Genomic DNA, 20,821 nt, shown 5'->3' on the forward strand with positions numbered 1-20,821 from the left:
GCGGCTAGGGCAACTTTGGACTTGAACGATGGGCTGTATTGCTTGCGTTTCTTGCTCATGATTCTCCTCCTTGTGGAGATGATGAATCAGAGCTTAGGCACCTGTCCAAATTTCGGGGTCCACTTCAATTGTCGGGTTGTTCATTTCTCTGCTTTTGTTGACGTTCATCATTTAACGTGATGTTAGGACCTTATCTTGAGCTGTTTCTTGACGGCACTATACGACCGGTCTAATCTATCGGTTTGATATCTTTTAGATTTAATGGCGACAAGAGGGCACCATGCAGACGGTGAAAGTAAACAATCAGACCCATGTTGTGGATGTGCCCGGTGACATGCCATTGCTCTGGGTGTTGCGGGACATTCTCAAACTGACGGGTACCAAGTTCGGCTGCGGGATTGCCCAGTGTGGCGCCTGTACGGTCCATATGGATGGCCAGCCTATCCGTTCCTGTGTCATGCCGGTGGGCGATGTCTCGGGCCGCGAGATCACCACCATTGAGGCCATCGGCGAGCAACCGCTGGCGCAAAAGGTCCAGCGTGCCTGGCTCGATCATGAGGTTGCCCAGTGCGGGTATTGCCAGTCTGGCCAGATTATGTCTGCGGTGGCGTTGCTGGCCAACAACAACCGCATCGACGATCACGCGATTGACCAGGCGATGGCGGGCAACATCTGCCGTTGTGCCACGTACACCCGGATTCGCAGTGCCATTCAGGACGTCAGCGAGAGTGTAGGAGTCTGGCAACCATGAGCGATAACCATCTGACACAGGAAAGCGCATCCCGCCGGCAGTTTCTGAAAGGCAGCACCGCGGCCATGGGCGGGCTTATGGTAGGCGCCTGGCTGCCACCCTTTGCGCCCAAAAGTGCCGCCGCAGCGGCCGTCGCCACCCAAAAGGGCGCCCTGGGCGACCGCTTTGCCGAAGGTTTCGGTGCCTTTGTTCGGGTCGGTCATGATGGCCGGGTTGCGGTGATCTCACCCAAGATCGAGATGGGGCAGGGGATTCACACCGGCATTGCCATGATGGTCGCCGAGGAGCTGGAAGTCGGGCTTGACCAGATTGACCTGCAGGAGGCACCACCCGATGCCGACCTCTATACCGACACGTTGCTGCAGTTTCAGGCTACGGGAGGCTCAACCTCGACCCGCTATACCTGGGAGCCTTTGCGGCGGGCCGGAGCGACTGCACGAATGTTGCTGGTTGAGGCCGCTGCCTCGGTCTGGAAGGTTGAGGCGGGGCAGTGCCAGGCCCGGGACGGTCAGGTGCTCGGGCCGGATGGTCAGGCGCTCGGTTATGGAAAACTGGTAGATCTGGCTGCGACTTATCCCCTGCCCGAGACCGTGGAACTCAAGCAGCCGGAGGCGTTCCGGCTGATCGGAACTCCGGCGCAACGTCTGGATACCCCCGCGAAAGTGAATGGTGAGGCGAAATTCACCATTGATCTGGATGTTCCGGGCATGCTGATCACCTCGGCCCGGGCCTGCCCGGTCTACGGCGGTACTGTGCGCCAGGTTTCTGATCGCGCAGCGCGGGCGATTCCCGGGGTAAAGGACGTTGTGGTTCTGGAGAATGCAGTAGCCGTTACGGCCACGAATACCTGGGCGTGTTTTGAGGCTCTCAAGGCCCTGGACATTGAGTGGGACTACGGCGCCAACCGTGAACTCGATTCCGCCCGGCTTGGTGAGAAACTGCACGAGGCCAGCCGCCGTGATGGGGTGGTGGCGGCCGAGAACGGCAACATTGACCAGTCACTGGATACGGCAGCGACGCAATTTGAGGCCGTTTATGAACAGCCGTTTCTGTCCCATTCCCCGCTTGAGCCGATGACCTGCGTGGCCCATGTGCAGGCGGACGGTTGCGATCTCTGGGTGGGTACCCAGGTGCCCGGCCTGGCACAGCAAACCGCCGCGTCGATCACCGGGCTCAGCCCGGAGCAGATCCGGATCCATAACCAGTGGATTGGTGGTGCGTTCGGGCGCCGGCTGGATTTTGATTTCATCACCCAGGCCGTCCAGATTGCCAGCAAGGTGGATTATCCGGTCAAGCTGACCTGGAGCCGGGAAGAAGACATGACCCACGATATGTACCGTCCCCGGTACGTTGACCGCATGACCGCCGCCATCGGGGACGATGGATATCCGGCGGGATGGCGCCATCGCATTGCCGGAGGTTCGATTATTGCGCGCTACCTCGGTGGCTTGCCAGACAATGGTGTGGATTTCGATGCCGTTGAAATCGCGGTGGACCCGGTGTACCACCTGGATGATCTCAAGGTCCATTATATTCGGGAGGAGCCGGAGGTGGTGCCCATCTCCTGGTGGCGAGGAGTGGGGGTGTTGCGGGGCATTTATGCCGTCGAATGCTTCATCGATGAGCTGGCTCACAACGCCGGGATCGACCCGCTGACGTACCGCAAAACACTGCTCCAGCATCGCCCCAGGGTAGTGGCGGCACTGGAACGGCTGGCTGAGCAGAGCAACTGGGGCGACCCGCTGCCCGAGGGCCGAGGGCGCGGCCTGGCGGTCGGTGAAGTGTTTGGCAGTGTGGTGGCGACAGTAGTGGAGCTGTCGGCGGTGGGCGACAAGGGCATCCGTATAGACCGCCTGGTGACGGTGGTGGATTGTGGCCTGGTAACTAACCCCACCTCTGTAAAAGCGCAAATGGAAGGCGGCACGCTGTTTGGGTTGTCGGCGGCGCTGTTCAATGAAATCGAGATCGAGCAGGGGCAAGTACAGCAGGAAAACTTCCACGAGTATCGCCAGTTGCGTATGGGCGAAGCTCCCTCGGTGGAAGTGGATATTGTGCCCAGCGCGGAGGCACCGGGAGGCGTGGGTGAAGCAGGTACTGCGCTGATTGGTCCGGCGCTGGTCAACGCCGTTCATGCCGCATTCGGTGATCGTGTGCGCCAGTTACCGCTGACTCGTTCAGGCTATTACATTGTTTAAGGGAGGCGCTGTGAGAACGCTGGTTTATGGTTTGCTCGCGTATCTGATGACCGGAGCCGGGATGTCCCTGGCAAGTGAAGATGCGGCGATGCTTGCAAAAGGCAAATACCTGGCCAAGGCGGCCGACTGCGTGGCTTGCCACACCGCGCCCGGCAAGGAACCCTATGCCGGCGGGTTGGCCTTCGAGCTGCCGTTTGGCACGCTGTATTCGCCCAACATCACGCCAGACCGGGAAACCGGTATCGGCGGCTGGAGCGATGAGCAGTTTGTCAAAGCCCTGCAAGAGGGTATTGGCCCGGAGGGCGATCATTACTACCCCGCCTTTCCCTATACGTCGTACACCAAAATGCCGCGCGAGGATATTCTGGCCATCAAGGCCTATCTGTTCAGTCTGGACCCGGTAGAGCAGTCTGCCCCGGAGAACGATATCGCGTTCCCCTTCAATCAGCGCTGGGGGCTGTATTTCTGGAATCTGCTCTTTCTGGACGAAGGCCGCTTTGAGCCCGACCCGGATCGCAGTGAGGACTGGAACCGGGGTGCCTATCTGGTCACAGGCCCCGGACACTGCGGGGAGTGCCATACACCGAGAAATCTGTTTCAGGCCATGGATAGCAGCGAGCGCCTGGCCGGGGCCGACCTGGGAGGCTGGCGTGCGTACAACATCAGCGGTAGCGATTCCCATGGCATTGGCACCTGGACAGAAGAGCAGCTGGTGAACTATTTCAGGCAGGGCTATGCCGAGGGCCTGGGCGTTGCCGGCGGCCCCATGGCAGAGGTCGTCGAGCTGAGCCTGCGGCACCTGAACGACCGGGATCTGCGGGCGATAGCGACCTATCTGAAACAGACCGAGCCACAGGCCACCGGCTTGCCCCGGCCGACGCCCCTGGCAGACACATTGGCGGCACCGGAGCAGCCCGGGCTGGGCAGCAAGGTGTTTGCCGAGGCCTGTGCCAGCTGTCATCAGTGGAACGGAGAGGGTAACCAGTCGCCGGCTGCGACCCTGGCGGGCCTGAAAACGGTTCACGATCCGAAGGCGCGGAATCTGATGGGTATACTGATGGAAGGAAATCCGGCGTCGTCGCTGCCGGTGAGCCACCGGATGCCTGATTTCGGAACCATTTACAACGCTTATGAGCTGTCGGCCCTGGCCACCTTCGTTCTGCAACACTTCGGTGGCCTGGACGCGGAGGTGACACCGGAGCAGATCCGGGAACGTCAGGCTGCGGCCTTGCATTAAACCTACACGGGTATTCCAGGATGTCGGGATTGGTGTCGCTGTTAGAGGCGATCGAGAATCAGGAGCGCGCCGGCGAGGAGTTCGTTCTGGCGACGGTGGTGAAGGTCGAAGGCTCGGCCTACCGGCGGCCGGGCGCGCGTATGCTGATTTCCTCGATGGGACAGTCGGAAGGCACGGTCAGTGGTGGCTGTCTGGAGCAGGATGTCATCCGTAAGGCCTTCTGGCTGACCTCAGATGGGCCGACCGTGCGCAGTTACAGCACGGACGAGGAGGGCGAGGCCAGTGATAGCTCCTATCATTTCGCACTAGGGTGTGATGGCAAGGTGCATTTGCTGTTTGAGCGGGTTACTCCCGACATCCAGTCCGATTTGGTGGATATCCTTAAACGTGTGAGAGCCGATATGCAGCAGGCGGTGGTTGCCACCGTCATCGGGGCGCCCGATGATTCCGGGGTTACCATTGGTGAGCGCCTGATACTTGCGCACTCGGGTGAACTGAAGGGCGGCCTGAGGGATGACGTTATCCGGCCGTCTGTTCTTGCCGATATGAAGTCGGTGATAGCGAACGGTCGATCTCGGGTACAAAAATATCGTGGTCCAAACCGCAGCATTGAAGTGTTTATCGAGCTGGTGTCACCACCACAAAAGCTCGTGGTTTTCGGTGCCGGGCATGACGCTCAACCGCTGGTCAAGTTTGCAAAAATGCTGGGCTGGCACGTCACTGTCATTGATGGTCGCGCCACGTTTGCCGTCCCGTCACGGTTTCCTTTGGCTGACGAGGTTCGGGTAATTGAGAGTCATGATTCGCTGTTATCGACAGAAGAGCTCCTTGATAACGCGGCCGTCGTTATCATGACGCATAGTCTTGAGCAGGACAAAAACTGGCTATCGCTGGCCTTGAGAAGCCGCGCCAGTTATGTCGGGCAGTTGGGGCCACGATACCGGACTGAACGCTTGCTGTCCGGGATGGATGAGTCGAATGGGTCGGAAGTGACACGAGAAAAATTGCATTATCCCGTGGGGTTGGATTTGGGGGGAGACACCCCTGAAAGTGTCGCTATGGCGATAGTATCGGAAATCAGTGCCGTTCTGCGTGGGCGCAGTGGCGGCATGCTCATGCACCGAAGTGGCGCAATTCACTAGCCGCTTGAGGGCGCAATCGAGTTGAGAGGCCGTTGAAGACGGTTCCGCCGAATGGCGGTTTGGAGAACATTTTTTTGCCGGGCGAATATACGACCGGTCTAATAAGCAGGAGGTCAATAATGAAGGTTTTTTACAAAACGGCTGCCACGGCATCTGGCGGGCGGTCAGGAACGTCCACACTGAATGACGGAAGCTTTTCCGTGCAAATGGTACCGCCTGGTAGCAACGTTACCGGTGTTAATCCTGAACAGTTGTTTGCTCTTGGCTATGCCGCCTGTTTTGACAACGCCATGCAGCTCATGGCGAAGCAACTGAAGGTGGACGCACAAGGGGCCAAAACCTCGATCGAAGTGGGCATAGGCCAACTAACCGAGGGCGGTTACGGCCTTGATGTCGATATTACAGCTCATTTGCCCGGGATGGCCAGTTCGGACGCCGAGCGATTAATCGAAGCGACGCATGAGCTCTGCCCATACTCTAACGCGATTCGCGGCAACGTGGATGTTCGCCTACACATAGAAACGGAGACAACCCAATAATGAAGAACTTTAACTTCAGAAACCCGACTCGAATATTATTCGGTAAAGGCACCATCGCAGATATTAAAGACCACGTTCCCGCTGATGCGAGAGTTCTTGTTCTATACGGTGGTGGCAGTGCGGAACGGACCGGTGTGCTGGCTCAGGTACGTGATGCACTCTCTGCCCATACGTTTTATGAGTTTGGCGGCATTGAGCCGAACCCACGCTACGCTACAGCGCTGAAAGCAGTTGAAACGATCCGGGAAAAGGATGTGACATTCGTGCTTGCCGTCGGCGGAGGATCCGTCATCGACGCAGCCAAGTTTATTGCAGCGGCTGCAGACTATGACGGTGATCCCTGGGAAATCCTCACGACACGTGGTTCAGTTATCACGAGAGCGATCCCATTCGGCACTGTGCTAACGCTGCCTGCAACCGGATCTGAGATGAACTCAGGCGCAGTGATTACGAATGCTGAAAAAGGCGCTAAGCTTCCATTTAGCAGCCCTCATTGTTATCCCACGTTTTCGGTACTCGATCCCGAGGTTACCTACACCCTACCTCCCCGCCAGGTCGCGAATGGCGTGGTAGACGCGTTTGTCCACACAGTTGAGCAGTATCTGACATACCCTGTTTCTGCTTTCGTCCAGGATGGTTTCGCTGAAACTCTGCTGCGTACCTTAATCGAGCTTGGACCCAAGGCACTCGAGACACCGGATGATTACGATACCCGCGCCAACCTGATGTGGACAGCAACGATGGCTTTGAATGGATTGATTGGAGCCGGGGTACCGCAAGACTGGGCCACTCATATGATTGGTCACGAAATTACCGCGCTGAATGATACCGATCACGCTCGCACGCTGGCGATTGTTCTGCCTTCACTTCTGAATGATCAACGTGTCCCGAAACGAGAAAAACTTCTTCAGTATGCCCGTAATGTTTGGGGGATTGTTGATGGCGGTGAGGAGGACCGCATTGATGCTGCCATTGAAGCGACACGGGAATTCTTTCAGCGGATGGGGATAAAAACACAGCTGCGGGATTATGGCATCGCCGAACCCGAAATTGATCAGATTGTCACCGGCCTACAGGAGCATGGCATGACTGCACTCGGGGAATACGGTGTGATTGCTCCTGAAGATGCCCGTCGGATACTCGAAGCAGCACTGTAGGGAGAGCAATCATGACAAACATTGAAACGGTGAACCGAAAGTTCGTGCTTGCGAAACGTCCGAAAGGCGAGCCGACGAAAGACACACTTAAACTTGTCAGAGAGCAGATTCCCTCGGTTGGGAATAATCAGATGCTCTTGCGCACGGAATTCCTGTCTCTGGACCCCTACATGCGGGGCAGGATGAGCGATGCACCCTCCTACGCGGCCCCGGTGGAACTGGGCGAAGTCATGGTCGGCGGAACAGTCGCAAGGGTTGTGTCGTCTCATATCGAGGGCTTCTCGGCGGGAGACTGGGTGTTAAGTGGCAATGGTTGGCAGGACTATTCGCTGTCAGACGGGGAAGGGGTGATTAACCTGGGTTCCTCACCGGCACATCCGTCCTGGGCGTTGGGGGTGCTAGGCATGCCCGGGTTCACTGCCTGGGCCGGATTAACACAGATCGGTCGGCCGCAGTCCGGAGAAACCATAGCGGTGGCTGCAGCAACCGGCCCGGTAGGTGCCACTGTTGGTCAGATCGGTAAGCTCCTTGGGTGCCGCGTAGTTGGTATTGCCGGTACCCCGGAAAAGTGTGCTTATGCGGTCGAAGAGTTGGGGTTTGACGCGTGCCTTGATCACACTTCACCTGACTTCGCAGACCAGCTAACCAACGCGTGTCCGGACGGTGTTGATGTCTATTTCGAGAATGTAGGCGGCAGGGTCCTCGATGCTGTGGTTCCGCTTCTGAATACCAACGCGAGGGTACCGGTATGTGGACTTGTATCGCAGTACAACGCCACCGAACTACCGCAGGGCCCAGACAGGATGAACTGGCTGATGTCGGTGATTCTGCGCAAAAGGCTCAAGGTGCAGGGATTCATTATCTTCGAGGATTTCGGCCATCTCTACCAGGACTTCGCTGAAGTAATGGGTGACTGGGTCGAAGCCGGAAACATCAAGTATCGAGAAGAAATCATTGATGACCTGGAAAATGCCCCCGAGGCATTCATAGGCCTTCTCAGGGGCGAAAATTTTGGTAAACGGGTTATCCGCGTAGGTCGTCGCGCATAACACAGAATCTGTGATTAATTGAGGCAAGCGATGAAGATATTAATGGTACTGACTTCACATGATGAGCTGGGGGATACCGGCGAGAAAACTGGCTTCTGGCTGGAAGAACTGGCTGCGCCCTATTACGCCTTCAAGGATGCGGGAGCGGATATCGTATTGGCGTCGCCCAATGGAGGACAGCCGCCGTTAGACCCGAAAAGCAATGAGCCTGATTTTCAGACGGATGCTACGCATCGTTTTGAAGCTGATACCGAAGCAGTCGCAGCCCTGGCTTCAACGGTCAAACTCGCAGACGTGGTGGTTTCCGATTTCGACGCCGTATTCTACCCGGGCGGCCATGGCCCGCTGTGGGATTTGGTTGAGAACTCCGAATCCATCGCGCTCATCGAAAGCGCAATTCGCGCGGATAAACCCGTGGCTGCAGTTTGTCACGCCCCGGGAGTACTCCAACACGTTAAAGACAACAATGGATTCCCCCTCGTTAGGAATAAGCGGGTGACCGGGTTCACCAATACAGAAGAGGAGGCGGTCGGCCTCACTAACGTAGTTCCATTCCTCGTGGAGGACATGCTGAAAGAACATGGAGGCAGCTACAGTTGTGGTGATGACTGGCTGTCATATGTGGTTACTGATGGTCTTTTGGTCACCGGGCAAAATCCAGCTTCTTCGGAGGCTGCTGCCCAAGCGTTGTTAACGCTTATAGCATCCAACTAATCTGGATTCAGGGCGTTATTACCCTCGAAAGCTGAACCAAACCAGCGAAGTCGGCCGGGATATGATTCAGGCTGGCCCTTTTCCCTCACCGGGCCCACTTGCCTTTTGGCATCCAAGAGACAAGTGGGCACTCGATAATGTAATCCCTCATGAAAAAGCTACTCATCCTGTCTTTTGGAATGTTCGCTATTGGCACCGGTAGTTTCATTATGGCGGGCCTGCTACCCGAGGTTGCAGAGAGCCTTAATGTCAATGTCGGAACAGCTGCAGGCATGATTGCCGCCTTTGCTGCTGCATATGCATTGATGACTCCTATTTCCGCCACGCTACTTGTGAATTTCTCTTACAAACCAATTCTGATCTTTGGTATGGCTGTCCTGGCTGTAGGGCATATCCTATCTGCAGCATCTTCGGATCTTGAACTGATAATCGCTGGCCGAGCCTTGGCGGGCTTTGGTTGCGCCTTGTATATGCCAATTGCCGGAGCTGCAGCGACCGCAATAGTTGCGCAGGAATACTGGGCGCGTTCATTATCCTTGATAACAGCCGGGCTGAGTGCCTCGACCGCTATTGGGGCGCCATTGGGAATTGCCCTCTCAACGAGTTTTGGTGACTGGCGGCTTGGTATGTGGTTCGTTGCCATCCTGGCCAGTTTGGCAGCTATCGGACTGGTATTTTTACTTGACCCTGCCCTTAAGCCAGCCACAAGAAAGAGACCCTTGGATCTTCTAAAACCGATCAAGAGACTCTCCATTTTGGGAGTCCTGGGAACAACCTTGTTCCTGATGACAGGGTCATACATCGTGCATAGCTACGCCAGTGTTCTTCTTGAGCCCGCCACCGCTGGTAATGGCCAGACTTTGGCTTTATTGATGGCTTGCTGGGGTGTTGCAGCGACTATAGGAACCTTCTCCGCTGGTAGATTAACTGATAAATGGGGCGGCAGGACGGTCATCTTTGCAGGGCTTGGATTGCTGGGCCTGGACTTCTTGATTTGGCCATTGCTTTCATCTTCGCCCGTTATGGCGGTGGTGCCAATTGTCGTATGGGGCGCCTTGGCCTGGGGCTGTCTGGTGCCTTTGCAACACCAACTAGTTAAAACCGCGCCCTCCAGTGCGTCGATTGTTCTTGGCCTGAACACATCCGCCATCTATCTGGGAGTTTCGTTCTCCACATTTATTGGGAAGCATGTATACCAAACACTCGGAACCGACTCTCTGAATGTAGTCGCAGCGGGCTTTATAGTTCTTGCCTTCGGGATATACAGCTTTAGCCATCACATCAGTTTGAATGATAAAGCCAATATAACGTGATGATTATTTTTGGCGCTTTGAAGTAAAGATAATTCCTGCCACGCGTCACTCCGGCATTGATTTAACAATCTACTCGGTGCCGGCTTCAGAGTTCCTAATGAAAACGAAAAAGGTTGAGTCAATGAGATATCGATTTCTCGTCGCACTGAGTGCGGCCGTTTTTATTCTTGCGGGTTGCGATAACGTAGCTCAAAACAATGTCTCCGACTCTCAGCCACCCGCGGTTGAGGTCGTCGCCGCAGCCCGCGTTGGTGTTCAACCACAGAAAACCTACACCACGCGCATTGAGGCGCCAGAGAACGTGGTACTTCGTCCCCGGTTGTCCGGTGTGATCGATAGAGTTCATTTTCAGGAGGGGCAAAGGGTAAATAAGGGCGACGTTCTCTTCCAACTGGATGATCGCCACCTGAAAGCTCGAGTGGAGCAGCTTAATTCCGAGCTGGCTCGTGCCCGGGCCGCGCTTCATCAAGCCAAAGCCGAAGCCGAGCGTGCTGGTCGATTGCTGCGCAGCAATGCCATTTCCGAAGAACAGGCGGAACTTCGCGAGTCGGTTCGTCGTCAGGCAGAGGCGGAAGTTTCATCTCTTAACGCCCAGCTCAAGGAAGCAGAGCTTCAGTTGGGCTACGCCACCATTCGGTCTCCGATCGAAGGTGACATTTCCAGAGCGAATATCACGGCCGGAAACACCGTCATTGCGAACCAGAGTCGTCTGACGACGATTGCATCGAATCAGGATCGCTACACTTATTTTGATATGGACGAGAGCACTTGGTATCGCTTCTTCCAAACACGTGATCAGGCACTTGGATCTCCGGTACGCATCCAGTTAATTGGGGAAAGCAATTTTTCACACGTGGGCGAGATTGACTTTGTCGACAACAGCATTGATTCCGACACAGGAACGCTCCGTTTGCGCGCGGTATTGTCAGATTCAGGCGGCACTCTGGTTCCGGGTGCATTTGCACGTGTGAAAATCGCTGTGGCCGGTACAGAACAGAAAATTCTTGTCCCGGATAGAGCCATTGCTACCGACCTGGACAGCCGGTTTGTGCTCACGGTAAACGATCATGGCGAAACTCGTTACACCCCCGTGGAAATTGGCCAGCGCTACGGCACTTTCCGTGTGGTAGAGCAGGGCATCGCCGAGGGCGATCTGCTGGTAGCAAATGGTGCTGCCAAGGTGGGGCCAGATATGAAGATTGCTCCAACTTTGCTCTCAGAAGCGCCTTCTGACATTGCTTTTACCCTTGAAGATCACGCATCGACAGTCCAGCAGACCGCTGGCGTCGAGTTCTGAGGCCTGCTATATGAAGTTTCCACACTTCTTTATCGACCGGCCGATTTTCGCCGCCATGCTGTCCCTGATCATACTGATCGGGGGGGGCATTTCCCTTTTCCAGTTACCGATCAGTGAATATCCGGAAGTCGTGCCTCCAACCGTCGTGGTTACCGCGAACTATCCGGGCGCCAACCCCAAAGTGATTGCTGAGACCGTGGCTTCTCCTATTGAGGATGAAATTAACGGCGTTGAGAACATGCTGTATATGTCCTCGCAGGCAACCGCAGACGGTCGAATGACGCTTACAGTGACGTTTGCCCTGGGCACGGATCTGGACAAAGCTCAGGTACAAGTACAGAACCGCGTTGATATCGCTCTGCCACGACTACCAGAGGAGGTTCAGCGCCTTGGCGTGGTGACGGAAAAGTCGTCTCCTAACCTGAGCATGGTCGTACATCTGCATTCTCCCGATCAGAGCCGGGACATTACCTACCTGGCGAACTATGCCGAACTGAATGTAAAAGATGAAATCGCCCGCCTGGGCGGAGTAGGGGATGTGCGGTTGTTTGGTGGGAGTGAATTTGCCGTGCGTCTATGGCTACGCCCTGACGACCTGGCTGCCCGTAATCTCAACGCGACGGATGTTGTTAACGCGGTTCGTGCCCAAAATCGACAGATCGCTGCGGGCACTTTGGGCGCACAGCCCGCGCCAACGGATAATCAGTTTCAGTTGATGTTGAATGTCCGTGGGCGACTGACTTCCCTGGATGAGTTTCGGGATATTGTGCTGAAAATCGGCGAGAACGGTGCTATCACTCGTCTGTCGGACGTTGCCCGGGTCGAATTGGGACAGAGCACTTACGCACTGGAAGCAGGGTTGGACGGAAAGCCGGCGGTTGCCATGCCCATTTTTCAGCGCCCCGGCGCTAATGCGATTGAGCTCTCCGACAGTGTCCGGCAGACTATGAACAAGCTGTCGGAATCCTTTCCGAAAGGCGTCACCTACGACATTGTCTACGACCCGACCGTGTTTGTTCGTGGGTCTATCGATGCAGTCATTGCCACGTTGCTCGAAGCCATTCTTCTGGTGGTGCTGGTGGTTGTGCTGTTCTTGCAAACCTGGCGCGCCTCAATTATTCCGCTTGTTGCAGTTCCTGTATCGCTTGTGGGCACCTTCGCGGTGATGCAGTGGTTTGGCGTTTCGATCAATACGCTCTCACTGTTCGGGATGGTACTGGCCATCGGGATAGTGGTTGACGACGCGATAGTGGTGGTGGAAAACGTCGAGAGGAACATTCATCAGGGATTGTCACCTCGGGAAGCTACCAAGGTAGCCATGAACGAGGTAACTGGCCCGATCATCGCCATTGCTTTGGTGTTGTGTGCAGTCTTTATTCCGACCGCATTCATCACCGGGTTGTCGGGTCAATTCTATAAGCAGTTTGCGTTGACCATCACCATCTCGACCGTCATCTCGGCAATCAACTCCCTGACTCTGTCACCGGCTCTTTCAGCCCTGTTATTGAAAGGCCATGATGAAAAGCCGGATCGACTTTCCCGCTTACTTGACAAGGTCTTCGGTCGTTGTGTGTTCCATCCCTTCAACCGATTCTTTGACCGGATCGGTACAGCGTATGAGTTGTTGGTCAAGAAACTGGTTCGTTACGGCGCCATTGTAGGCGTTGTGTATGTGGGCCTGACGGTATTCTCTGGCCACTTGTTCAATGTTGTTCCTGGCGGATTCATCCCGCAGCAGGACAAGCAGTACCTGGTTGCTGTGGCTCAACTCCCGGATGCGGCCAGCCTAGATCGAACTGTTGCGGTGGTTGATGAGATGCAAGAGCTTGCCCTTGGAATAGACGGCGTGGCTAATACGGTCGCCTTTCCGGGGCTGTCGATTAATGGCTTCACCAACAGTTCCAACAGCGGCGTTGTGTTCTTGCCGCTGGATGATTTTGATAAGCGGACGACGCCCGAACTGAGCGCCGGTGCCATTGCCGGAAGGCTGAATGCAGCCTTTGCCGGTATTGATGAAGGCTTCGTGGCTGTGTTCCCGCCCCCACCGATTTTGGGGCTGGGTACGACCGGCGGGTTCAAACTGCAGATCGAAGATCGCAGCAGTAAGGGTTTTGAAGCGCTTTTTGGTAGCTTGCAAACTACGTTGAACGAAGCCCGAAAACACCCCGCGCTGACTGGTTTGTACTCCAGCTTTCGGGTTCAGGTACCGCAGTTTGATCTGGATATCGACCGGGAGCGGGCGATGCTTCTGGGCATTCCGCTGGAGTCGGTGTTTGATACTCTCCAGGTGTATCTGGGCTCGGTCTACGTTAACGATGTGAACCTGTTTGGCAGCACTTATCAGGTGATTGCACAAGCGGAGGCTGAGAAGCGACTGGACCCCAAGCACATTCTTAACCTGAAGGTTCGCAACCAGCAGGGTCAGATGATCCCGCTCTCGGCGATCATGAATGTGGAGTCAACCATTGGGCCGGATCGTGTGATGCGTTACAACGGCTATCCTACGGCGGAGCTGAATGGCTCGCCCGCGCCGGGCTTCAGTTCTGATCAGGCTCAGGTTGCCATTGAAGAAGTGCTGGCTCAGACGCTACCGGATGGTATGACCTTCGAGTGGACAGAGGTGACCTACCAGCAAGAGCTGGCAGGCAACACCATGGTGTACGTGTTCCCGCTTGTTATCCTGTTGGTCTTCATTGTACTGGCTGCTCAGTATGAGAGTCTTCGTCTGCCGTTTGCCATCATCCTGATTGTGCCCATGACCCTGCTATCCGCATTGGCCGGCGTTTGGTTGACCAACGGGGACAACAATATATTCACCCAGATTGGCTTGATCGTGCTGGTGGCCCTGGCGAGCAAGAACGCGATCCTGATGGTGGAATTTGCCAGGGATCTGAATCTGAGTGGTTACACGCATTATCAAGCGATTATCGAAGCTTGTCGCCTGCGGCTTCGCCCGATCCTGATGACGTCAATTGCCTTCACCGCGGGCGTAGTGCCACTGGTGCTGGCCAGTGGTGCCGGTGCGGAAATGCGACACGCGATGGGTATTGCTGTGTTTTCCGGGATGATCGGTGTCACCGTTTTTGGTCTTCTCTTTACGCCCGTGTTTTATGCCGTCATTCAGCGTGCAGAAGCGGATGCCGCCAGAGCTCGTGAGAAGAAAGCGGCGACCAAGGATCAGATCACGGAGAACAACCATGCTTAAGAGCGCAGTCTGGATAGTCTTTGGATCAATCCTGCTCACCGGCTGTGCCGCGACCCCGGATTATGAAGCTCGACAGGCCGCCAATGCCCGATACCTGGATAGCCTTGAGTTCGATGTGCAGCCGGCGGGCGCCAACACACTGGCGTGGTGGCGAGATTATCAGGACACCCAGCTCAACCAACTTGTTGAGGTTGCCCAGACGGCAAATCTGGACCTGCTGGCTACGCGGCAGAGAGTTCGCCGGGCTATTGCAGACCTCGGGGCCGACGAAAGTCGGTTGTTGCCACAGGGAGAGGTAGTCGTCGACTATGACGCTACGGACCGAAACAGCGTCCAGGAAACTGCTTCTGTGGGCCTGTCGGCGTCTTGGGAGTTGGACCTGTTTGGACGGCTTAGAGCTTTGGTAGATGCGGGGGAAGCCAATCTTGAAGTTGCATTGAATAATCAGCGTTCGATGCTGAAAGAAGTGACCGTCGGTGTTGTGCGGGCCTACATAGAGTGGGTGGCAGCCCGACAGCGCGTTCAGCTGATCAAGGAAGATATACGGACTCTTGAAAATACCCGTAAGGTAATGGCGTTACGGGTCCATGAGGGGCTCTCGCCAGACCTCGATCTGGCGAGAGCGGACACCTTGCTGGAGCAGCAAAGGGCCAAATTGCCGGATGCCCGAGCCCAGTTATATCGGGCAAAAGCGGTGCTGTCAGTTCTGGTGAATGAAGACCCGGAAACTCTGACCCTTCGGCCGGCGTCGGGAGTGTTAGCTGTGTCGGTTGGTGTGCCGGGGGCTAATAGGGCGAATGAGGCAATGCAACGCAGGGCTGATATTGGCGGTGCACTGGCGACGCTCGCCAAAGATGTCGCGCAAGGCAATGCCCTGCGGGCAGAACTCTACCCACAAGTTTCGGTGGAGGGCTTCCTTGGCGTGACGGATGTAGCGGGCCAGTCTGATGGATTCGAAAGTACTGCGAGTATCGCCCCACGGATTTCCTGGTCGCTGCTGAGTTATCCGGTGATTATGCAGCGCGTGGACAGTCAGAACGAAGTGTCGGAAGAAAGCTATATTCGCTATCGGCAAACGATAATCAAAGCGGTGGCGAGTGCGCGGGTAGCGGTTTTCGACTACGGTCGAGCTGTTGAGGCCGATCGCGCAGCGGGCAGGGCCTTTGAGGCGGCCAATCAGTCGTTCAGCATCGCGTCTACCATGCATGGCGAGGGGGCGATCGGCTATCTTGATCTGCTTGATGCCAATCGAACCTTTATTTCGGCTCAACAGGATCGGTTGTTGGCCAGGCTTACGCGCGCCAATGCACAACTTGGGGTGCTTGCGGAGTTTAGTGGTGTGTGGTCGTCGGCGATTCATCAGAAGCTTTTAATAGAGCAGTCGTCCGGCTCTTAAGCGTTGGTGTGCAGTTTGGCGGGTACACGTACAGTGTGACCCTGACCCCACGGTTACTCATTACTTTGTCTCTGTGAATCACTCGATCCTCACAAAGGTTTCACATGAGGAAGATTGGTCGTTTTTCAAATCCTCTACGATAGTTCGATGGGGTTTGTCCGGTAAACTTCTTGAATTGTTTTGAAAAGTTGGAGGCGTCTGAGAAGCCAGAAGAAAGTGCAATTTCTAAAATGGAGTATTCGTTGCTCTGGAGTAACTGACTTGCATATTCTATTCGCTTTCTTAATATATAAACGTGAGGTGAATCGCCGGTTGCGGATTTGAATACACGACAAAAATAAAAAGGACTTAAAGCTACTTGCTGAGCTAAATCATCTACAAAGATTCGATAGGAAAGATTCGCTTCGATATATTCATCGATCCAGCGAACTTGCCTATTTGTCAAGGTTGACCTGGTGGCGTTATCGGTTCTCACTCTCCTTGTGTTTTCGCAGATGATCTGTGCCGCCAACGCTTTACCATAAAATTCGGCAAACATTGGACCATGCGGGTTGCCGTCTCGGATTTCATTGTCGATTGCCAGAGCGGTTTCCAGAAGCAAGCTGTTTTGTTTGAAAAACAGAGGATGACCGTGGAAGCGGCTAACGCCCATTTCTTCCGCCACGCTTGAAACGAGTTTCTCTGGGATGGTCATCAACAGTAGCTTACCCAATCGCGATGTATAACTGACCTGGTGGGGGCAGTTGTGGGGCAGATACACTGCAGAGCCCCTGTTTTGCGATTCTTTTCGGACAGTACCATCTACGCGTCGGTTAGCCTGAGCGGCCGAATTGAGCTTTACCATTAAGTAATGACCGGTCAAAGCATGTTCAATGGTTTCAAAATGATCTTTTTCTACCCGCTCGAAAAAGATGCTCTGCCATCCATACTCACGGCTTCCCCTGCCATCGTTGTTGGCGAGAAGTTGTTGTCGATCGTCTTCATGTTGGAAGTTGAATTGTTTCAGGCCCATAAAAACTCCGTTTAAAATGGTCGGTGTTTTCGCTACCCTTGAGTTTCGCGTTGTTCCGTCCGCTGGATCGCAATCGCAAGCCGCTTAACAGCTTCGTCCGCCAGGGAGGGCGTGATCGTTGAGAACGAAAGGCGAACCGAACTTAAGTCAGGTATCTCACAATAAAAATATTTCCCCGGAACAAACATCACGTGATGGCTTAGAGCTTGCTGAAGAACGAGTGATGCGTCCAGTCCGTTTGCAAATCGCCCCCAGAGGAACATCCCACCGTCGGGCACGTTGAGTTCGAGGGCGTCTGGCAAATGTTCCGAAATAGCTTTTATCAGCGCATCGCGCCGGCATTTGTAGGCCTTTTTAAGAAGTTGAAGCCGGCCATCAAGACGGCCGCTTTTCAGGTAATAACCTGCAATGTATTGCGAAAGCGTACTACTGTGAAGGTCCATAGATTGCTTGGCACGGCATAGCGAGTGAAAATAGCTCTCCGGGGGAATACACCAACCCAAGCGTAATCCGGGGGCGACAGTTTTTGAAAAAGACGAAATGTAGATAACCCGGTTTTTCGAGTTAAATGACTGTTCGGCTATTTCAAAGAGTGACGCAACATGCTCTCCGTCGTATCGAAGATCTCCGTATGGGTCGTCTTCAACGATCATAATGTCATGACGGATAGCAAACTCAACAAGTTTTGTCCTTTCGGGAAGTCGCAGGGTTGTGCCGGTTGGATTACTGAAGTTGGGAACAAGGTACATCAGCTTAATACGGTTATTGGCAACCAATGATTCCAATCGTGTGAAATCAATGCCGTACTGATCACCTTGGAATACTAATGTCTTCGCTCCTGCCATATTGAAAACCTGTAATGCGGCCAGATAGGTTGGCTCTTCAACCAACACACTATCACCCTCATCAAGAAAGGCTCTGGCTACAATGTCGAGCGCCTGCTGCGAACCGCTTGTAACTAGAATATGGTCGGGTTCCGCGCTGATTCCCTGCGCTACCATGCGGGAGGCAATTTCTTCCCTTAAGAACAATTCTCCTTCGGTCAGTCCATATTGATAGGTGGCATTTCTTGCACTTTCAACAGCTCGGAAAGTGGCCGCTTCAAGCCCTTCGGTATCTATGAGATCTGGTGCGGGTATTCCTCCCGCCAGTGAGATCATACCAGGGATTTTGGAATGCCTGAGCAGATCCCTTATCGCGGAACTGCTCATTGTCTGCATTCGACGAGAAAGAATGCTCTCGGAGGAGCTTGATGATCGATGGCTCATTTCAAATCCATTTGTTTTTCCAGAAGCATCTTCTGGCGTGTAGGTAACTATTTCGCGGTGTTATAAATGGTAGGGCCGGATGAAAGTGCTTGTCTTGGTTCAGATTGCGAAATTTGTGTTACTTTGCTCCTTGTTGGCCGCTGGCGTGATAGAAGCGGTATGGCATTTAACCATGTTACCAACCGCTTTAGCCGATGGGACGCGTCCAATTTATTGGGGGAAGTCCACACCAAACGCTAACCGCATCGGTTCCCACCGCTGGCGCTCCGGCACGCCGCAAAGCCAAGCGTTCAATGTACAGAAGGAGATCCCCTATGGGGCTGAAGGGAAGCTGTTTGTGTGGCGAGATAAGTTACGAGATCGACTCTGTGGATATGCCGATTGTGCATTGTCATTGTCAGACTTGTCGTAAAGCCCATGCGGCCTCATTTGCCGCCACTGCGGGAGTAAAGCGCGAGAACTTCCGTTGGCTCAGCGGCATAAATTCTATTTCTACGTTCGAATCATCTCCTGGCAAATCGCGCCATTTTTGCAAACGCTGTGGTTCTCATTTGGTCGCCGAGAGGCCTGCGCAGCCACACGTAATTGTTCGGGTGGCCACTCTGGACGATGATCCCGGTTTGAAGCCAGAGGCTCATATTTGGGTTTCGCACGACGTGCCATGGCTTGAGTCCGATAGAGTGTGTAAGTATAAGGAATGGCGCGACGACATTTAACAAATCGATCAAGTTCATTCCCGGCCTGGCGACCGTCCACCGGACGCCCCTATCGGGTCGTCGCTTGTTTTGGCGTCATACAGACTAAGGAGAGTCGATTTTGGATTTAGCTAATGTAGTACCGTGGGGGCGATCGCTAAAGGAATACCAAGCGATGTTTGGGCTATCGGATGATGATCTGAACAAGAAAATCCTAGGTTGCGGTGATGGCCCCGCAAGCTTCAATGTAGAGGCAACAGAGCGTGGGTGCCAAGTTGTTTCCTGTGATCCGGTTTACCAGTTTCAAGTCGACGAAATACGTCGTCGTATTGATGAAGTTTACCCTGAAATCATGACTAAGATGCGGCAGGACGCAGACAAGTATATTTGGAGGTCACTGAGTAGCGTCGAGCATCTTGGCGAGGTCCGTATGAATGCCATGTCGGGGTTCCTGGCCGACTTTGATGCCGGTTGTCAGCAAGGGCGGTATATATCAGCGTCTTTGCCATCATTACCGTTTTCCGACTTCGAGTTCGATTTGGCACTCTGCTCCCACTATCTTTTTCTCTACAGTGACCATGTGGATGGGGCAACTCACCTTAAATCAATGCGGGAGCTATGCAGAGTGGCGACCGAAGTCCGTGTCTTTCCTGTTTTATCCTTAGACGGAGAGGTCTCGAAGCATTTGGATCAGGTAATGACCGCATTATCTGCCGATGGGATTGATGTCTCATTGCAGCCTGTTAGTTACCGGTTTCAAAAAGGTGCTACTGAGATGTTGGTGGCAAATTCCGTATAACCAGTAGCTATTGGCGGACGCGCCTACGCTGCGCTCCGGCACGCCGCAACGCCAAGCGTTATCGAACCATCTGAATGTTCGCTTTGCGACCCCTGGTCACATTCCGGGCTCTGAACAAAAGCGAACGTTCACCATCCTCCACTGCGAAGCGGTTTTTAATCTAGTCCTGAAGAACAATGAGCCGCTTCAATCGTTCGGCAATGCAAAACCATTAGTTAACGAAATGGCAGCCCCATTTGTTCATGAAACCTGTTTATACGCAGTATTTGAGTATGAAGCCATGGACCGCTCCCTGTAGTTTGGCTGTAGGAAGCTCAACCAAGCCTTCCGAGAACCGGAAACGTCGACAACATCCACGACGCAAAGAGTGTCATCCGACCGGTGAGCACCATTACTCCCATTACAACGAGCACCAAGCCAGCAAGCGCTCTCAGTAGTCTACTCCAGCGACTGAGCCAGCGTACTCGTTGCCGAAAGTGTTCAATAAACAGGGCAGTTCCGAGAAAAGGGAGAGCTAACCCGAACGAATACGCCGCCAGATACAGCATGCCAGCCTCAGCATTGGCATGGGTGGAGCTGAGCGCCAATATGGCCCCGAGTATGGGGCCTATACAGGGTGTCCAGCCGATGGCAAACGCGATGCCCAGGAGGAAGGCGGCAGTGGGGCGCCCGCCTTCAAGAGACTGCCCAATGCGCCAGTCCCGCTGTAACGCCGGCATGCTCCACCAACCCAACATAAACAGGCCCATTAACACGATGAGCACGCCAGCCACCAGGTTGGCCTCTTCACGATAAGCCATCAGCCATTGCCCAAGAACACTGGCGCTTGCTCCCAGGGCAACGAATACGAGACTGAACCCCATCACGAAACAAAGACTCAGCCAGAACGCCTTCAACCGATTTGAAGCCTCAGTCAGAGCGCCTCCGGTAACAACCGACAGGTAGCCGGGAACCAAGGGTAAAGTACAGGGTGAGAAAAACGACACGAGACCTCCGGCAAACGCGGCGGCAATTCCCCAGGTTGCAAGATCAGGCATTTGGCCCCCTAAGTT

General features: G+C 54.5%; 19 protein-coding genes. 16 read left to right on the top strand and 3 right to left on the bottom strand.

Annotated elements, in window-relative coordinates; genetic code table 11:
- The 13 genes from LWH94_RS14890 to LWH94_RS14950 all read left to right on the top strand — a co-directional run.
- Positions 1-180, top strand: a 180-nt coding sequence (locus LWH94_RS14890; RefSeq protein WP_232902722.1) for a hypothetical protein, incomplete at its 5' end; no start/stop codon positions are given.
- Between the two features lie 100 nt (positions 181-280).
- Positions 281-751 (top strand): (2Fe-2S)-binding protein, encoded by a 471-nt coding sequence (locus LWH94_RS14895; RefSeq protein WP_206856383.1) that lies wholly within the window; start codon positions 281-283, stop codon positions 749-751.
- Positions 748-2,946: a xanthine dehydrogenase family protein molybdopterin-binding subunit gene (locus LWH94_RS14900; RefSeq protein ID WP_232902723.1), complete on the top strand. Its 2,199-nt coding sequence runs from the start codon at positions 748-750 to the stop codon at positions 2,944-2,946. Before LWH94_RS14895 ends, LWH94_RS14900 begins: the two co-directional genes overlap by 4 nt.
- Positions 2,947-3,007: 61 nt before the next feature.
- Positions 3,008-4,183: a cytochrome c gene (locus LWH94_RS14905; protein ID WP_232902724.1), complete on the top strand. Its 1,176-nt coding sequence runs from the start codon at positions 3,008-3,010 to the stop codon at positions 4,181-4,183.
- Positions 4,184-4,215: 32 nt separating this feature from the next.
- The gene (locus LWH94_RS14910; protein ID WP_199007188.1) at positions 4,216-5,325 is read left to right on the top strand and encodes an XdhC family protein; all 1,110 of its coding nucleotides are present in this window, start codon (positions 4,216-4,218) and stop codon (positions 5,323-5,325) included.
- A gap of 119 nt (positions 5,326-5,444) precedes the next feature.
- Positions 5,445-5,864, top strand: a complete 420-nt coding sequence (locus LWH94_RS14915) for an organic hydroperoxide resistance protein (protein WP_206856375.1) — start codon at positions 5,445-5,447, stop codon at positions 5,862-5,864.
- The gene (locus LWH94_RS14920) at positions 5,864-7,021 is read left to right on the top strand and encodes an iron-containing alcohol dehydrogenase (RefSeq protein WP_222180566.1); all 1,158 of its coding nucleotides are present in this window, start codon (positions 5,864-5,866) and stop codon (positions 7,019-7,021) included. The genes LWH94_RS14915 and LWH94_RS14920 overlap by 1 nt, the downstream gene beginning before the upstream one ends.
- 11 nt (positions 7,022-7,032) lie before the next feature.
- Positions 7,033-8,070: an NADP-dependent oxidoreductase gene (locus LWH94_RS14925; RefSeq protein ID WP_222180565.1), complete on the top strand. Its 1,038-nt coding sequence runs from the start codon at positions 7,033-7,035 to the stop codon at positions 8,068-8,070.
- A gap of 30 nt (positions 8,071-8,100) precedes the next feature.
- Positions 8,101-8,784, top strand: a complete 684-nt coding sequence (locus LWH94_RS14930) for a type 1 glutamine amidotransferase domain-containing protein (RefSeq protein WP_232902725.1) — start codon at positions 8,101-8,103, stop codon at positions 8,782-8,784.
- Between the two features lie 149 nt (positions 8,785-8,933).
- Positions 8,934-10,097, top strand: coding sequence for an MFS transporter (locus LWH94_RS14935; RefSeq protein ID WP_232902726.1), 1,164 nt, complete (start codon positions 8,934-8,936; stop codon positions 10,095-10,097).
- Between the two features lie 97 nt (positions 10,098-10,194).
- A complete protein-coding gene (locus tag LWH94_RS14940) occupies positions 10,195-11,394 on the top strand; it encodes an efflux RND transporter periplasmic adaptor subunit (protein ID WP_232902727.1) in 1,200 nt (399 codons plus the stop codon).
- A gap of 10 nt (positions 11,395-11,404) precedes the next feature.
- Positions 11,405-14,599, top strand: a complete 3,195-nt coding sequence (locus tag LWH94_RS14945; RefSeq protein ID WP_232902728.1) for an efflux RND transporter permease subunit — start codon at positions 11,405-11,407, stop codon at positions 14,597-14,599.
- Positions 14,592-15,995, top strand: a complete 1,404-nt coding sequence (locus tag LWH94_RS14950) for a TolC family protein (RefSeq protein ID WP_232902729.1) — start codon at positions 14,592-14,594, stop codon at positions 15,993-15,995. Before LWH94_RS14945 ends, LWH94_RS14950 begins: the two co-directional genes overlap by 8 nt.
- A 100-nt stretch (positions 15,996-16,095) precedes the next feature.
- Here LWH94_RS14950 and LWH94_RS14955 read toward each other — a convergent pair whose 3' ends face one another.
- Both LWH94_RS14955 and LWH94_RS14960 read right to left on the bottom strand, forming a co-directional pair.
- On the bottom strand, positions 16,096-17,007 hold the full coding sequence (locus LWH94_RS14955; RefSeq protein WP_232902730.1) for a helix-turn-helix domain-containing protein: 912 nt from the start codon (positions 17,005-17,007) through the stop codon (positions 16,096-16,098).
- Between the two features lie 32 nt (positions 17,008-17,039).
- Positions 17,040-18,275, bottom strand: a complete 1,236-nt coding sequence (locus tag LWH94_RS14960; protein WP_232902731.1) for an aminotransferase-like domain-containing protein — start codon at positions 18,273-18,275, stop codon at positions 17,040-17,042.
- Between the two features lie 79 nt (positions 18,276-18,354).
- Here LWH94_RS14960 and LWH94_RS14965 point away from each other — a divergent pair, with 79 nt between their 5' ends.
- The 3 genes from LWH94_RS14965 (at position 18,355) to LWH94_RS14975 (ending at position 19,769) form a co-directional block, all read left to right on the top strand.
- Positions 18,355-18,687: a hypothetical protein gene (locus LWH94_RS14965; protein WP_226610592.1), complete on the top strand. Its 333-nt coding sequence runs from the start codon at positions 18,355-18,357 to the stop codon at positions 18,685-18,687.
- Positions 18,590-18,991 (top strand): GFA family protein, encoded by a 402-nt coding sequence (locus tag LWH94_RS14970; protein ID WP_200861363.1) that lies wholly within the window; start codon positions 18,590-18,592, stop codon positions 18,989-18,991. The genes LWH94_RS14965 and LWH94_RS14970 overlap by 98 nt, the downstream gene beginning before the upstream one ends.
- Positions 18,992-19,091: 100 nt before the next feature.
- The gene (locus tag LWH94_RS14975) at positions 19,092-19,769 is read left to right on the top strand and encodes a hypothetical protein (protein ID WP_031210228.1); all 678 of its coding nucleotides are present in this window, start codon (positions 19,092-19,094) and stop codon (positions 19,767-19,769) included.
- Between the two features lie 314 nt (positions 19,770-20,083).
- Here the strand turns inward: LWH94_RS14975 and LWH94_RS14980 are convergent, their stop codons facing one another.
- Complete coding sequence (locus LWH94_RS14980; protein ID WP_011784772.1) at positions 20,084-20,806, bottom strand: cytochrome c biogenesis CcdA family protein; 723 nt, start codon at positions 20,804-20,806, stop codon at positions 20,084-20,086.
- Positions 20,807-20,821: the final 15 nt, after the last annotated feature.

The organism is Marinobacter sp. G11 (assembly GCF_021282325.1).
Classification (GTDB): Bacteria; Pseudomonadota; Gammaproteobacteria; order Pseudomonadales; family Oleiphilaceae; genus Marinobacter; species Marinobacter vinifirmus.

What these genes read in the sequence shown, in the direction of transcription:
- LWH94_RS14905 (WP_232902724.1), top strand. Translation starts at nt 3,008, where the DNA reads ATGTCCCTGGCAAGTGAAGATGCGGCGATGCTTGCAAAAGGCAAATAC.
- LWH94_RS14925 (WP_222180565.1), top strand. Translation starts at nt 7,033, where the DNA reads ATGACAAACATTGAAACGGTGAACCGAAAGTTCGTGCTTGCGAAACGT.
- LWH94_RS14960 (WP_232902731.1), bottom strand. Translation starts at nt 18,275, where the DNA reads ATGAGCCATCGATCATCAAGCTCCTCCGAGAGCATTCTTTCTCGTCGA.
- LWH94_RS14900 (WP_232902723.1), top strand. Translation starts at nt 748, where the DNA reads ATGAGCGATAACCATCTGACACAGGAAAGCGCATCCCGCCGGCAGTTT.
- LWH94_RS14965 (WP_226610592.1), top strand. Translation starts at nt 18,355, where the DNA reads ATGAAAGTGCTTGTCTTGGTTCAGATTGCGAAATTTGTGTTACTTTGC.
- LWH94_RS14920 (WP_222180566.1), top strand. Translation starts at nt 5,864, where the DNA reads ATGAAGAACTTTAACTTCAGAAACCCGACTCGAATATTATTCGGTAAA.
- LWH94_RS14895 (WP_206856383.1), top strand. Translation starts at nt 281, where the DNA reads ATGCAGACGGTGAAAGTAAACAATCAGACCCATGTTGTGGATGTGCCC.
- LWH94_RS14915 (WP_206856375.1), top strand. Translation starts at nt 5,445, where the DNA reads ATGAAGGTTTTTTACAAAACGGCTGCCACGGCATCTGGCGGGCGGTCA.
- LWH94_RS14935 (WP_232902726.1), top strand. Translation starts at nt 8,934, where the DNA reads ATGAAAAAGCTACTCATCCTGTCTTTTGGAATGTTCGCTATTGGCACC.
- LWH94_RS14945 (WP_232902728.1), top strand. Translation starts at nt 11,405, where the DNA reads ATGAAGTTTCCACACTTCTTTATCGACCGGCCGATTTTCGCCGCCATG.
- LWH94_RS14970 (WP_200861363.1), top strand. Translation starts at nt 18,590, where the DNA reads ATGGGGCTGAAGGGAAGCTGTTTGTGTGGCGAGATAAGTTACGAGATC.
- LWH94_RS14930 (WP_232902725.1), top strand. Translation starts at nt 8,101, where the DNA reads ATGAAGATATTAATGGTACTGACTTCACATGATGAGCTGGGGGATACC.
- LWH94_RS14940 (WP_232902727.1), top strand. Translation starts at nt 10,195, where the DNA reads ATGAAAACGAAAAAGGTTGAGTCAATGAGATATCGATTTCTCGTCGCA.
- LWH94_RS14950 (WP_232902729.1), top strand. Translation starts at nt 14,592, where the DNA reads ATGCTTAAGAGCGCAGTCTGGATAGTCTTTGGATCAATCCTGCTCACC.
- LWH94_RS14980 (WP_011784772.1), bottom strand. Translation starts at nt 20,806, where the DNA reads ATGCCTGATCTTGCAACCTGGGGAATTGCCGCCGCGTTTGCCGGAGGT.
- LWH94_RS14955 (WP_232902730.1), bottom strand. Translation starts at nt 17,007, where the DNA reads ATGGGCCTGAAACAATTCAACTTCCAACATGAAGACGATCGACAACAA.